Annotated in this window: 13 protein-coding genes; 3 read left to right on the top strand and 10 right to left on the bottom strand. The window is 75.9% G+C overall.

Annotation, left to right across the window (positions count from 1 at the left end):
* Window positions 1-13: 13 nt before the first annotated feature.
* The 4 genes from ACI79P_RS07085 to ACI79P_RS07070 form a co-directional block, all read right to left on the bottom strand.
* Window positions 14-1,330, bottom strand: coding sequence for a GAF domain-containing protein (locus ACI79P_RS07085; RefSeq protein WP_456580326.1), 1,317 nt, complete (start codon window positions 1,328-1,330; stop codon window positions 14-16).
* A gap of 80 nt (window positions 1,331-1,410) precedes the next feature.
* Window positions 1,411-2,673 (bottom strand): multidrug effflux MFS transporter, encoded by a 1,263-nt coding sequence (locus ACI79P_RS07080; protein ID WP_456580325.1) that lies wholly within the window; start codon window positions 2,671-2,673, stop codon window positions 1,411-1,413.
* A 104-nt stretch (window positions 2,674-2,777) separates the two neighbouring features.
* Window positions 2,778-4,199, bottom strand: coding sequence for a mycofactocin biosynthesis glycosyltransferase MftF (gene mftF, locus ACI79P_RS07075; RefSeq protein WP_456580324.1), 1,422 nt, complete (start codon window positions 4,197-4,199; stop codon window positions 2,778-2,780).
* Window positions 4,196-4,750, bottom strand: coding sequence for a cysteine hydrolase family protein (locus ACI79P_RS07070; RefSeq protein ID WP_456580323.1), 555 nt, complete (start codon window positions 4,748-4,750; stop codon window positions 4,196-4,198). Before ACI79P_RS07070 ends, mftF begins: the two co-directional genes overlap by 4 nt.
* 132 nt (window positions 4,751-4,882) lie before the next feature.
* Between ACI79P_RS07070 and ACI79P_RS07065 the strand changes: the two genes are divergently transcribed.
* The gene (locus ACI79P_RS07065; protein WP_456580322.1) at window positions 4,883-5,887 is read left to right on the top strand and encodes an iron-siderophore ABC transporter substrate-binding protein; all 1,005 of its coding nucleotides are present in this window, start codon (window positions 4,883-4,885) and stop codon (window positions 5,885-5,887) included.
* Between the two features lie 36 nt (window positions 5,888-5,923).
* Here the strand turns inward: ACI79P_RS07065 and mftE are convergent, their stop codons facing one another.
* Together mftE and ACI79P_RS07055 are read right to left on the bottom strand one after the other, a co-directional pair.
* On the bottom strand, window positions 5,924-6,619 hold the full coding sequence (gene mftE, locus ACI79P_RS07060; protein ID WP_456580321.1) for a mycofactocin biosynthesis peptidyl-dipeptidase MftE: 696 nt from the start codon (window positions 6,617-6,619) through the stop codon (window positions 5,924-5,926).
* Window positions 6,620-6,639: 20 nt separating this feature from the next.
* Window positions 6,640-7,404, bottom strand: a complete 765-nt coding sequence (locus ACI79P_RS07055) for a response regulator (protein WP_456580320.1) — start codon at window positions 7,402-7,404, stop codon at window positions 6,640-6,642.
* A 122-nt stretch (window positions 7,405-7,526) separates the two neighbouring features.
* Here ACI79P_RS07055 and ACI79P_RS07050 point away from each other — a divergent pair, with 122 nt between their 5' ends.
* Together ACI79P_RS07050 and ACI79P_RS07045 are read left to right on the top strand one after the other, a co-directional pair.
* Entirely contained in the window at window positions 7,527-7,904 is a 378-nt protein-coding gene (locus tag ACI79P_RS07050; RefSeq protein ID WP_456580319.1) for a YchJ family protein, read from the top strand.
* 53 nt (window positions 7,905-7,957) lie between these two features.
* A complete protein-coding gene (locus ACI79P_RS07045; RefSeq protein ID WP_456580318.1) occupies window positions 7,958-8,437 on the top strand; it encodes a pyridoxamine 5'-phosphate oxidase family protein in 480 nt (159 codons plus the stop codon).
* Window positions 8,438-8,477: 40 nt separating this feature from the next.
* Here the strand turns inward: ACI79P_RS07045 and ACI79P_RS07040 are convergent, their stop codons facing one another.
* The 4 genes from ACI79P_RS07040 to ACI79P_RS07025 form a co-directional block, all read right to left on the bottom strand.
* A complete protein-coding gene (locus ACI79P_RS07040) occupies window positions 8,478-9,446 on the bottom strand; it encodes a vWA domain-containing protein (protein ID WP_456580317.1) in 969 nt (322 codons plus the stop codon).
* A 24-nt stretch (window positions 9,447-9,470) separates the two neighbouring features.
* Window positions 9,471-10,427 carry an AAA family ATPase gene (locus ACI79P_RS07035; RefSeq protein WP_456580316.1) on the bottom strand — a complete coding sequence of 319 codons (957 nt, stop codon included), beginning with the start codon at window positions 10,425-10,427 and terminating at the stop codon, window positions 9,471-9,473.
* Window positions 10,428-10,536: 109 nt separating this feature from the next.
* Window positions 10,537-11,373: a mycofactocin-coupled SDR family oxidoreductase gene (locus ACI79P_RS07030; protein ID WP_456580315.1), complete on the bottom strand. Its 837-nt coding sequence runs from the start codon at window positions 11,371-11,373 to the stop codon at window positions 10,537-10,539.
* Window positions 11,370-12,185, bottom strand: coding sequence for a mycofactocin-coupled SDR family oxidoreductase (locus tag ACI79P_RS07025; RefSeq protein WP_456580314.1), 816 nt, complete (start codon window positions 12,183-12,185; stop codon window positions 11,370-11,372). The genes ACI79P_RS07030 and ACI79P_RS07025 overlap by 4 nt, the downstream gene beginning before the upstream one ends.
* Window positions 12,186-12,325 lie beyond the last annotated feature (140 nt).

The following is a 12,325-nucleotide window of genomic DNA, read 5'->3' as shown; positions in this document are numbered from 1 at the left end:
CGCCGGGCGCGCGTCAGCGTGCGCGGCCGGCCAGCCGCAGGCGGTGCAGGTGCGCCGTGACCGCCGCCCGGCGCGGCGAGCCCACCGGCAGGACCTCGCACAACGCCTGCCAGACGCCGGCGTCCTCCCGCAGCTCGGGCAGCTGGGCCAGGCGCAGCAGCAGGTCGGGACGGCGCCCGGTGAGCACCGCCCGCCGGAGCAGGGCGAGCAGGCGGTCGCGGGCGTGCCGCACCCCGGGCGCCTGCGATCCGGGGAGCACCGGGCCGGCGTAGTGCTCGAGCGCGGCGGCGAGGTCTCCCCGCGCCACGAGCCCGCGCACCTGGTCGACGTCGGTCTGCAGCCGGCCGACCAGGCGGTAGGGGCGGGACTCCAGCAGGTCGCCGCCCACCAGCCGCCGCAGCCGGGAGAGCTCGGCGCGCACGGTCACCGTGGCCGCGGCACCGGCGTGCACCTCGGCGGCGAGCTGGGCCGCGTCGCGCCCCTGCCCGGACGAGGCCGCCTCGGCGAGCAGGAACAGCAGCTCCGAGTGCCGGACCGACAGCTCCAGCGGGCCGCCCGGCAGCGTGAGCCGGGCGCGTTCCCGGCCGAGCACCTCCAGCCGGGCGCCGGCCTGCGCCGCGGCAGCCGCTCCGGGGCCGGCCGCGAGCCGCTCGCGGTGCAGCCAGCGCAGCTCGGACTCCACGGCGGCCACCGTCGCGCGGACCAGGGTGAGCACGTGCGGGCTGGCCACGTGGTCGCCGCCGGTGATGTCGATGGCGCCGAGCAGCGCGCCGGTCACCGGGTCGTGCACCGGCGCCGCCGAGCAGCTCCACGGCTGCACCGAACGGCGGAAGTGCTCGCTGCCGTAGATCTGCACGGCCGAGTCGACCGCCAGCGCCGTCCCGGGGGCGTTCGTGCCGGCGACCCCCTCCGACCACCGGGAGCCCTCGACGAAGTTCATCGCCTCGGCCCGGCTGCGCAGCGCGCGGTCGCCCTCGACCCACAGCATGCGACCGGCGGCGTCGGTGACGGCCACGATCATCCGGTCGGCCTCGGCGTCCTGGACCAGCAGCCGGCGGATCACCGGCAGGGCCGGGGCCAGGGGGTGGGCGGCCCGGTAGGCGCGCAGCTCGGCGTCGACGAGCTCGACGGGCGGCAGCCCGCCGTCGGGGTCGACGCCGCTGCCGAGGGAGCGCCCCCAGGAGTCGCGCACGACCGGGCGGACCGCGTCGTCGGCGGGCAGCGCGCTGGCGGTGACGAGGCGCTCGTGCGCCGCACGCAGCCGGCGCGTGCGGGCGGCGGACGGCGGCCCGTCCGGCAGCGCCAGCCACGGGTTGACGGCGGTCGTCACCGGCCGGGCCTGGGGGAGTCGCTCATCTCCCGGCCATCGTGGCCGCTACCGGCGTTTTCCACCAGACCGGCGGGCGCGGATCAGCCGGCCGCGACCTCGTCGCCGACCGGCAGCCGCCACGGCCGCACGACGGTGCCCAGGACGACGAGGGCGAGGGAGAGGGCCGCGACGACGACCAGCCCGATCGCCAGCGCGTCGTTGCCCAGCAGCCCGACGACCGGCGAGACCACGGCGCCGACCCCGAACTGGACGGCGCCGAGCAGGGCGGCGGCGCTGCCGGCGGACTCGCCGTGCCGGGAGAGCGCCAGCGCGGGCGCGTTGGGCAACGCCAGGCCGCAGGCGAAGAGCACGACCCACAGCGCGCCGGTGACCGCGGGGAGGCCGCCGGTCCGCGTCGCGGCCAGCACGACCAGCGCCGCCCCGGCGAGGGCGCCGATGACCGTGCCCGCGACCAGCAGCCGCTGGGGCGACCAGCGACGCAGCAGCAGCGGGTTGAGCTGGGTGGCCGCGATCAGCCAGAACGCACCGGCGCCGAAGAGCAGCCCGAACTGCTGCTCGTCGAGGCCGAACTGCTCCTGGTAGACGAAGGAGGAGCCCGAGACGTAGCTGAACAGCCCGGCCATGGTCAGCCCCGCGACGAGGACGAGCCCGACGTACACCCGGTCGTGCAGCAGCCCGCGGTAGATCCGCAGCGTGCCGCGCACCCCGTTGCTGTTCCGCCGCTCCGGGGGCAGCGTCTCCCGCAGCGTCGCCCAGCCCACGACGACCATGAGCAGGCCGTAGGCGGCGAGGACGGCGAAGACCCCGCGCCAGCTGGTGAAGCGGAGGAGCTCCCCGCCGATGGTGGGCGCCAGCACCGGCGCGGCGCCGAGCACCAGGAACAGCCGGGAGAGCATCGTCGCCGCCGCCCGGCCGTCGTAGAGGTCGCGGACCACGGCGAGGGCGATCACCGCGCCGGCGGCGGCGCCCACCCCCTGGAGGAAGCGCAGGGCGCCGAGCACGGCGATGGTCGGGGCGACCAGCACCAGCAGCGAGGCCAGCACGTGCAGCGCCGTCCCGGCGATCAGCGGCCGGCGCCGGCCCCAGGCGTCCGAGAGCGGGCCGATGACCAGCTGGCCGACGGCGAGGCCGACGAGCGTGCCGGTGAGGGTGAGCTGCACGGTGGCCGACGTCGTCAGGAGGTCGTCGGTGATCGCGGGCAGCGCCGGCAGGTACATGTCGATGGTGAGCGGGCCGAGGGCGACGAAGGCCCCCAGCGTCAGCGCGGTGCGCGCGGCGCCCGGTCGGGCGGGCGCGGTCGCGGCGGCGGCTGCCGGCGCGGTGCGCTCCTGGGTGGTGGTCACGGTTTCCCCGTCGGTCGGTGCTGAGCGGGACCCACGCTGGTCGGACCGCAGTACGACGGCTCTCAAGTCACCGGGGCGGCCGCGCATTCCGCCGCCCCCGGTCGTCAGCGCGGCGGGCGCACCGGCAGGAGGGCGCGCGCGTCCCGGGCACGCACCGCGCCGGCCCACAGCCCGGTGCCGTAGGCGAGGTCCTCCAGCCGCCGGGCCAGCCCGTGACGGACCGGTCCGATCCGCACCCGGTGGGGCCACCAGCCGGCGAGCGCGTCGACCACGGCGACGGCGAGCACCCACCGCCGCGCCCGGGGCGAGGCGGCGGCGAGGACCGCCGCGACCGGCCAGTGGTGCCGGGTGACGGCGCGGGCCAGCGCCTGCCCCGACGCCGCGAGGCCCCGAACCGCCAGGCCGGCGGCGAGCGGGACCGGGACCGGCTCCCCCGGCCGGGCCAGCCGGCGCCCCAGGCGGACCGCCGTCACCCCGAGCAGGCCGACGCCGGCCACCCGCCCCCACCGGCCTCCCGCGAGCAGCAACGCCCAGGTGGCCGCCGTCTCCGGCGCGATGACCAGGGGCGAGACCGCCGATCCGTGCCGCGTCGCCAGCAGCGCGGCGCCGGTGCCGTAGAAAGCGCGGCGGCGCAGCCACTCGGCGGTGCGCGCCGGGTGCTCGTGGGCGACCGCGGCGGCCGGCTCGTAGCGCACCCGCCAGCCGACGGCGGCCAGCCGCCACACCAGGTCGACGTCCTCGGCCACCCGCAACGCCTCGTCGAACCCCGCCCCGAGGGCGGCCCGGCGCACCAGCAGGGCGGCGCTGGGCAGGTAGGAGACCGCGGACAGCGGCCGCGCCGCGGCCGGGTGCGGGCCCATGTCGAGCGCGCCGGCGACCTCCTCGTAGGGGGCCGTCCAGCCGTGCGCCGCGCCCGCGAGCGGCACGATCCGGGGGCCGACCACCGCCAGCCGGGGGTCGTCCAGGTGCGGGAGCAGCCGGGCCAGCCAGCCCTCGACCGGCACGCAGTCGGAGTCGAGGAAGGCGACGAACTCCGTCGTCGCGACCGCGAGCCCCGCGTTGCGGGCGGCCGCGGGTCCCCGGCTGGTCGCGTGCCGCAGGACCCGGACGCCCTCCGGCGCCGCCACCGGGACCGCCGAGCCGTCGTCGACGACGACCACCGGCAGCGCCGCGGTGGCGGGGTCCGCACGCAGCGCGGCGAGCAGCCGGGCGAGGCCGGCCGGGCGGTCCTTCACCGGGACGACGACGGTCACGCCGGCCGGAGCGCCGGCCCGGCCGGCGGCCGGTGGGAGGTCGGGGTGGGCGAGGCCGGCGTCGAGCAGCCGGGCGGCCAGCGCGGCGCTCGTGGCGTCGCGGACCACGAGGTGGCCGGTCGCGAGCAGCCCGGCGGCCCGCGGGGCCAGCCGCAGCAGCCGCAGCGGGGAGCCGCCCAGCAGGGTGGCGCCGCCGTCCCTGCGACGGGTCCGCGGATCGAGCCGGACGGCGAACCCGTCGGGCAGCCGACGCTCCGGCGGGGCGGGGATCATCCCTCCGCCAGGACCTCGTCGGTCGTCGCGAAGGAGACCAGCGGGGCGTAGCCGGCCATCAGCCGCAGCGCCCGCTCGTGCTCCTCGTCGCCTGCCCCCGCGCACGCGTCGGTGACCACGCGCACGTGCACCCCGGCGTCGGCGGCCGGCAGCACGGTCGAGACGACGCAGCAGTCGGTGGCCACGCCGGCGACGGTGAGCGGCCCCTCGCCGACCACCGCGGCCAGCTCCGGGCCCCACTTGCCGAACGTGGTGGCGTCCACCACCGGGTGGGTGCCCGGGTCCTCGACGAGCTGGTAGCAGTGCGCGTCGGGCGGCTGGAGCGCGAACTCGTACTGCGCGTAGTACTCCTTCCACGCCCCGACCGGCTCCGCGGGCGCCACGAAGCGGGTCCAGACCACCCGCTCGCCGAAGGCGTCGACCAGCCGGCGGATGCGGGGCCGCACCTCCTCGAACCGCGGCGCGGTCCAGGGCGAGTCCTGCTCGCCGAAGACGTGCTGCAGGTCGACCACGACCAGCCAGCCCTCGTGGCCGTCACCCACCCCGCTCATGCCCAGCTCTCCTCGCGCGTCCCGCTCCCGGCCCGGTCGGCGGGCCTCCCGACCCTAGCGATCCGGTCCCGGCCGCGGGATTCCCAGGTCCATGTGCTTAGGTCAGCCTTACCTGAGCTTCGAGGAGTTCCCATGTTCGTCCGCCCTGCCCTGCGCGGCGCCGCCGCGCTCGCCGCCACCGCCCTCGTCGTCACCGGCTGCGGCTCCGGTGACGACGCCGCCCCCGCCACCGAGGGGGAGGCGACGGGTGGCTCGTCGTCGGCGGCGTTCCCGGTCACGGTGGAGACCGCCTTCGGCGACGTCACCGTCGAGGAGGAGCCCACGCGCGTGGTCGCGCTGGGCTGGTCCGACGCCGAGACCGCGCTGGCCCTGGGTGTGGAGCCGGTCGGTGCCAGCGACTGGCTCGCCGTCGGTGGCGACGACGGCCTCGGCGACTGGGTCGAGCAGGGCTACGAGGAGCCGCCGGTGCTCATCGAGACGCTGGAGCCGAGCTTCGAGGCGATCGCGGCGCTCGAGCCGGACCTCATCCTCGACACCCGCTCCTCCGGCGACCAGGACCGGTACGACCTGCTCAGCGAGATCGCCCCGACGATCGGCCAGCCCGAGGGCGTGGGCCCGTACCAGACCTCCTGGCAGCAGCAGCTGGAGATGGTCGGCCAGGCACTCGGGAAGACCGAGGAGGCCGAGGAGCTCGCGACGCAGGTCGAGCAGGCGTTCGCCGACGCCGCCGCCGAGCACCCCGAGTTCGACGGCACCGAGGTCGCCGTGGGGGCGTACACCTCCGAAGGCTTCGGCGCCTACGTGAGCGGTGACTCGCGGGTGCAGTTCATGGAGCAGCTCGGCTTCGAGAACAAGGCCGAGATCGAGGCGCTGGCGACCGAGAACTTCTTCGTGCCGGTCAGCGAGGAGCAGTTGTCGCTCCTCGACGCCGAGCTGACCGTGGTCTTCCCGATCTTCGTGGAGGCCTCGGAGTTCACCGGGAACCCGCTGTGGCAGGCGCTGCCGGCCGTGCAGGAGGGACGCGCCGTCGTCCTGGAGGACCTGACGGTGCTCAACGCGTTCTCCAGCGCGTCCGCCCCGGGCCTGCTGTACGCGATCGACGCCACCGTGCCGCAGTTCGCCGAGGCGCTGGGCTGACCGCGGCACCACCTCCGACGCGGGGCGTCTCCGGGATCACTCCCGGAGGCGCCCCGCGTCGTCGATGCGCCAGGTGCCGACGGCGGCGGTGAGCCGGTCGACCAGCCCGTCCAGCAGCCGCGCGCCCTCGTCCGCGCCCGCGCCCACCGGGTCGCCGAGCACCCCGTTCGGGCTGACGGCCCGCACCCCCTGGGCCCGCAGCCGCGGCAGCAGCTCCCCGATCGGCGCCGCCTCCCCGGCCACCGCCCGGTCGCGCCGGACCCCACCAGGTTCCACGTGCAACATCAGCGACGTCTCGGTGCGGCCCGCGTGCGCGTCACCGCCGGGGACGCCGCATGCGAACCACGCCACGTCGCGCCCCTCGGCCCGCACGCGGGGCACCGCCGTCCGCAGCGCGTCGAGGTTCCCCCCGTGCCCGCTGACGATGAGCACGCGCCCGGCCCACCGGCAGGCCGAGCGGCCGTACTCGACGAGCAGGCCGGTCAGCGCCTCGGTGCCGAGCGAGACCGTGCCGGGGAAGTCCTCGTGCTCCCCGCTCGCCCCGTAGGCCAGGGCGGGGGCCAGCAGCGCGCCGTCGAGCCGGTCGACGGCGCGGTCGGCGACCGCCGTGGCGATCGCGGTGTCCGTGGTCAGCGGCAGGTGGGGGCCGTGCTGCTCCACCGCCCCGAGGGGGACGACCAGCAGCGGGCGCTCGGGCAGCTCCGGCCAGGTCGCGGCGGCGAGGGAGGTCACCGCCGCACCCTAGGCGCCGGTCAGACGGGCGCGACCTCGTCCTCGACCAGGACGTCCTCCTCGAGCTCCTCGGCGAGCTCGGTGAACACCCGGGAGACCTGCGCGAGCTGGTCGGCGAGGACGCCGACGGTGGTGGTCGCGTCCGTGACGTCGCCCTCCCGGCCCCGCTCCTCCAGCACGCGGCAGACGCCCGCCAGCGCGTCGGCGCCCAGGGTGGCCGCGGCGCCGGCGAGGCGGTGGGCGGCGGCCTCCAGCGCGTCGGCGTCCGCGGTCCGGGCCGCGCGCTCCACGGCGGCGAGGTTGGCCGGGGCGGTCGCCAGGAAGGTGCGCAGGAGCCGGGCGGTGAGCGCCCGCTCGGCCTCCTCCTCGACGCCGGCGACGTCGCCCAGCCGGCGGCGGACGGCGTCCTCGAGCTCGTCGGTGGTCGTGCCCGTGGCCGCGTCGATGGCCCGGGCCAGATCGGCGAGCGTGCAGGGCTTGGCCAGGTACGTGGCGCCGAGCGACCGTCCGGCCTCGACGTCGCCGGGCAGCGCTCGCCCGCTCAGGAAGACCACGGGGACGTCGCCGCAGGTGGGGTGGGTGCGCAGCGCGGTGACCAGGCCCAGGCCGCTGCCGCCGGGCATGAACATGTCGGTGACGACGACGTCGGGCGCGAAGCCGTCCAGCAGGTCCGCCGCCTCGTCGGCGGAGGCGGCCGCGCGGACGCGGTGTCCCGCCCAGGTCAGCCGCCGCTCCAGCATCACCCGCGTGGTGTCCTCGTCCTCGACCACGAGCACCTTCGCCACGCCGTCCCCCTGCATCTGCGCACCGCTCCGGCGCCGCCTGCCGCGGGCACCGCCGGTGCCCCTGTCCAGCACTGTCATCGGCAGCCGGGCGGCCGGCGTGAGCCGGGCGGGAGAATCCGGGCATGCCCCCACGTCGCTGCCCCTGCGGAACCGGTCTGCCCTACGCGGAGTGCTGCGGCCCGCGCCACGACGGCTCGGCCCCCGCGGCGACCGCCGAGCAGCTCATGCGGTCGCGCTACAGCGCCTTCGCGGTCGGCGACGCCGGCTACCTGCTGCGCACGTGGCACCCCCGCACCCGTCCGCCGGAGCTCGACCTGGACCCCGCGGTGCGCTGGACCGGCCTGGAGGTGCTCGCCACGAGCGGCGGCGGACTGCTCTCGGCCCGGGGGACCGTCGAGTTCGTGGCCCGGTTCCGCCACGGCGGCGCGGACGGCGAGCAGCACGAGCTCAGCCGGTTCGAGCGGGAGGACGGCGCCTGGCGCTACGTCGACGGCGGCTGAGCCGCACCCTCCGGTGCGTGTCACCGGCCGCCTCGCTGGGCACGAGCCCGGGCATGAGCGCAGAGGACACCCGCAAGGTCGCCGAGCTGATCAAGGGGGAGCGCTTCGGCTTCCTCACCACCATCGCCCCCGGCGGCAAGCTGACCAGCCGGCCCATGACGCTGCAGGAGGTCGAGTTCGACGGCGACCTGTGGTTCTACGCCGAGCGGAGCTCCCACCCGGTCGCCCACATCACCGCGCAGCCGCAGGTGAACGTCGGCATCGGCTCGGGCGGCACCTGGGTGTCGCTCACCGGGCACGCCCGCGTCGTGGACGACCTCGAGAAGAAGAAGGAGCTGTGGAACGGCGGCGTCGAGGCGTGGTTTCCCGACGGCCCCGAGGACCCCGAGGTCGTCCTCATCAAGGTCGAGGGCGACTCGGCGGAGTACTGGGACAGCCCCGGTGGCCGGCTGGCCACCGCCTTCAGCTTCGTGAAGGCCAAGGCGACCGGCGAGCGGATCGACGCCGGTGAGAACAAGAAGGTCGACCTCTGACCGGGACCTGACACCGGCCCCCCGTGACGCGGCAGCCGGCTCAGCGCGTGAACACCGCGGCCAGCGCGCCCGGGACGTCCCGGTGGTCGCGGACCAGCCGGGCCCGCCCGCGGCCGGCCCGCGCCAGCTCCCGGCCGAGCTCGACGTCGTGCTCACCGGAGACGTCCAGCAGGACGTCCAGGCGTGGCAGCCGCGCCGCGGTCGGCCGAGGGTCCGGGCCGGCGTTGTGCACGCAGTCGCTGAGCAGCAGGACACGCGCGTCCCGCGGCGGGACGCCGGTCAGCTGGCGCGCGGCCGTCTCGAGGGCGAAGGTCACGTTGGTGAGCCCCTGGGTGGGCACCCGCAGGAGGAGGTCGAGAACGGCCTGCGGCGCCACCTGCTCCCCCCGCCGCACCAGGACGGCGGCGTCGGACCAGAAGGCGACGACGGCGACGGCGTCCCGCGCCAGCTCTGCGGCGAGGGCACCCACGGTGGCAGCCGCGGTGCGCACCCGCTCGCCCTTCATCGACCCCGAGACGTCGACGACGAGCACCACCGACCGGCGCTGACGGACCCGCTCGCGGACGACCACGTCGCTCGCCTCGGGGAACGGGATCCCCGCGATCTGCTCGAGGGTCCGCTCGAGGTCCAGCTCGTCGGAACCCCCGCTCCACGACAGGCTGACCAGCTCCCCGACCCCCCGGCGCGGCCGGCGGTCGCGGGGTGGGCGCGGTACGGCCAGCCGCCGGGCGATCTGGCGGGCCCGCTGCCGCGTGAGCTGGTCGGCCGCGGACCCCGACTCCAGGTCGGCGAGAGCGACCAGGTCGGCGGGCTCGTCCGTCGTGCCGGCGGCGCTTCCGCCGGGCCGGTGCGCGGCGGTACGGGTGCGGCGCCGGTCACCGGAGGAGAGCGTGAGCCCCCCACCGCCCGGTGACGGCTCGTAGAGGCTGGGCTGCTCGGTGAGCTGCTTCGGCCGGCGCCGCAGCGGCCGGGCACCGCGCCCGCGGCCTGCCCGGTCGCGGCGGGTCACCGGGGAGTCCGCGTCGACGGCTCTTCAACCGGGCTCGGCCACCGCGGGGCGGAGGAGGAAGTGGTCTTCCCAGATCTCCCGGAGCACCGCCTCCGGGCTGGTCTCGACCGTCTCGTCGAGGAAGATCCGCCCCGACAGGGCCAGCAGGAGGGCGTCCAGCACGATCGCCGTGTACTCCTCGGGCAGCCCCCGCGGGGGGTCGATCGACGGCTCGTCGGGCAGGGGGATCCCGCGCATCACCGCGAGCTGCGCCGCGATCAGCGCGACGTCGATGGCGCCGCGCACGCTGCTGCCCTGGCGGACGTCCTCCCGCTCCCGGGTGGCCCGCGTCAGCGTGACCGCGTCGGCGACCAGCCGGGACGACCGGACACCCGTCCGCCGGCCCACGATGCCCCGCTCGGCCTCGGCGTCCTGGTAACCGATCGCCAGCCGGCACAGCCGGTCGTGCACCGAGGTCGACAGCCGGGTCGTGCCCACGTTGTCGTAGGGGTTCATCGACGCGACCACCCGGAACGAGGACTCCGCGACGACCGTGCCCACCCGCGGTACCGCGATCCGCCGCTCGGCCATCGCCGTCAGCACCGTGTTGAGCGTGTCCTCGGGCGCACGGTTGAACTCCTCGACGTAGAGGAAGCCCCCGGAACGCATGGCCTCGATCAGCGGGCCGGGCACGAAGTTCGCCGGGGTGTAGTCCTCCCGCAGCACCCGGGCGGGGTCGTGGTGGCCGACCAGACGGGTGGGTGTGAGGTCGGCATTGCCCTCGACGAACACCAGCGGTATGCCCCACTCCGCCGTCAACGCACGCAGGAGCGTGGACTTCGACGTGCCCGGCGGCCCTTCCAGCAGCACGTCGCGCCCTGCGGCGACCGCGGCCAGCAGCAGATCGAGCTCCCGTTCCCGGCCGACCAGGTGGCGGGCCACCCTGGCGCGCACCGCACGGACGGCCTCGCCGTCGTCGCCGGTGACCCGGAGACCGGTCACCACCGGGTCGCCGGACGTCAGGTGGTCCTCGGAGATGACGCTCCGCCTCCCTGGGTGGTCGGGTCCGGGAACGCGCCCGGTGCCGCCGCGGGCACCGGGCCGCACCGGGTCACTTCCCCGCGGAACCGGCGTCGATGGGCAGCGCCACGCCGGTGACGTAGCGGGCTTCGTCGGAGACGAGGAACAGCACAGCGTTGGAGATGTCGATCGGCTCCACCCACGGCACGGGCAGCGCGTTGATCGACTCGAAGACCGGAGCGGCGGACTCCCGGCTCGGGTGGGGGTTGTCCGGCTGGAACAGCCCCCAGGTCTTCTCGTTCTGGATCATCACCGTGTCCACGCTCGTGGGGTGCACCGAGTTCACCCGGATCGAGTGCGGGGCGAACTCCTGGGCCAGCGTGCGCATGATCCCGACGACGCCGTGCTTGGTGGCCGTGTAGTGGACGGTGTTCGGGATGCCCTTCAGCCCGGCCACCGAGCTCGTGATCACGATCGCGCCACCTCGGCCGCCCTCGATCAGGTGCGGCAGAGCCACCTTGCAGGTGTTCCAGACGCCGGTGAGGTTGACGTCGATCATCTCCCGCCACGCCTCGTCGGTGAGGTCGAGCGCGGACGAGATCTCGAAGACGCCCGCGTTGGCCAGCACGATGTCGAGCCGGCCGAGCTGCGTGACACCCTCCTCGAGGGCCGCCCGCAACGCAGCGGGATCGCGGACGTCGGCCTTCGTCGCCACGATCCGCCGGTCCAGCGCCTCCACCTGCCGGACGGTTTCCGCGAGGTCCTCCTCGGTCGCCGGCGGGTACATCGTGATGCTCGGCACCGGGGCGCAGATGTCGACCGCGATGATGTCGGCGCCCTCCTGCGCCAGCCGCAGCGCGTGGCTGCGGCCCTGGCTGCGGGCCGCTCCGGTGATGAACGCGACCTTCCCCTCGACCCGGCCGGTCATTTCGCCAGGATCCCGGCGTCGACGGGGAGCGTGACGCCGGTGACGTAGCGGCCGTCGTCGGAGACCAGGAAGAGGATCGCGTTCGAGATGTCGACCGCCTCGATCATCTGCACCGGCAGCAGGTTGGAGAGGGCGCCGGCGACCGACGGATCCTCGGCCAGGAACTTCTCCATCACCGGGTTGACGACCATCGGTGTGTTGACCCCGGTCGGGTGCACGGTGTTCACCCGGATCCGGTGCTGGGCCAGGAGGTTGGCGAAGGTGCGCATCAGCCCGACCACCCCGTGCTTGGCCGCGGTGTAGCCCTGACCGCCGGCGCTGTCGCCGCCGATCCCCTTGAGCCCGGCGGTGGAGCTGGTGATCACGATCGCCCCGCCGTCGCCCTGCTCGATCATCACCGGCGCGGCCGCCTTGATGGTGTTCCACACACCGGTCAGGTTGACGTCGATGACGTCCTGCCAGGCGTTCGTGGTGTCCGCACCCTCGCCCATCGGGGCGATGCCCGCGTTGGCCAGCACGATGTCCAGCCGGCCCAGCTGGGCGACCCCCTCGCGCACCGCCGTCTCCAGCGCAGCCATGTCGCGGACGTCGGCGCGGCTCGCGACGATCCGCCGGTCCAGCGCCTCGACCTCCTTGACGGTCTGCTGGAGGTCCTCCGGCGTCGCCATGTCGTAGGCGACCGAGGCGATCTGCTCGCACAGGTCGACCGCGATGATGTCGGCGCCCTCCTGCGCGAGCCGCACGGCGTGCGACCGCCCCTGGCCCCGGGCGGCCCCGGTGATGAATGCGACCTTCCCGTCCAACTTGCCCATGTCTGCCCCTTCGACCTCGTCGTCGGATCGCCGGTCGGCCGGGGCGCCAGAGCGGGAGCGGTGACCCCCCGACCGGGACGCTAGAGGGAAGTCGGCCGGTGGGACAGAGCCCTGCGTGCGAACGTCCGCCGGGGGCTCAC

Source organism: Blastococcus sp. SYSU DS0510 (assembly GCF_054050835.1).
Note: the sequence above shows the minus strand (reverse complement) of the source record. Positions and strands in the feature narration are given on the sequence as shown.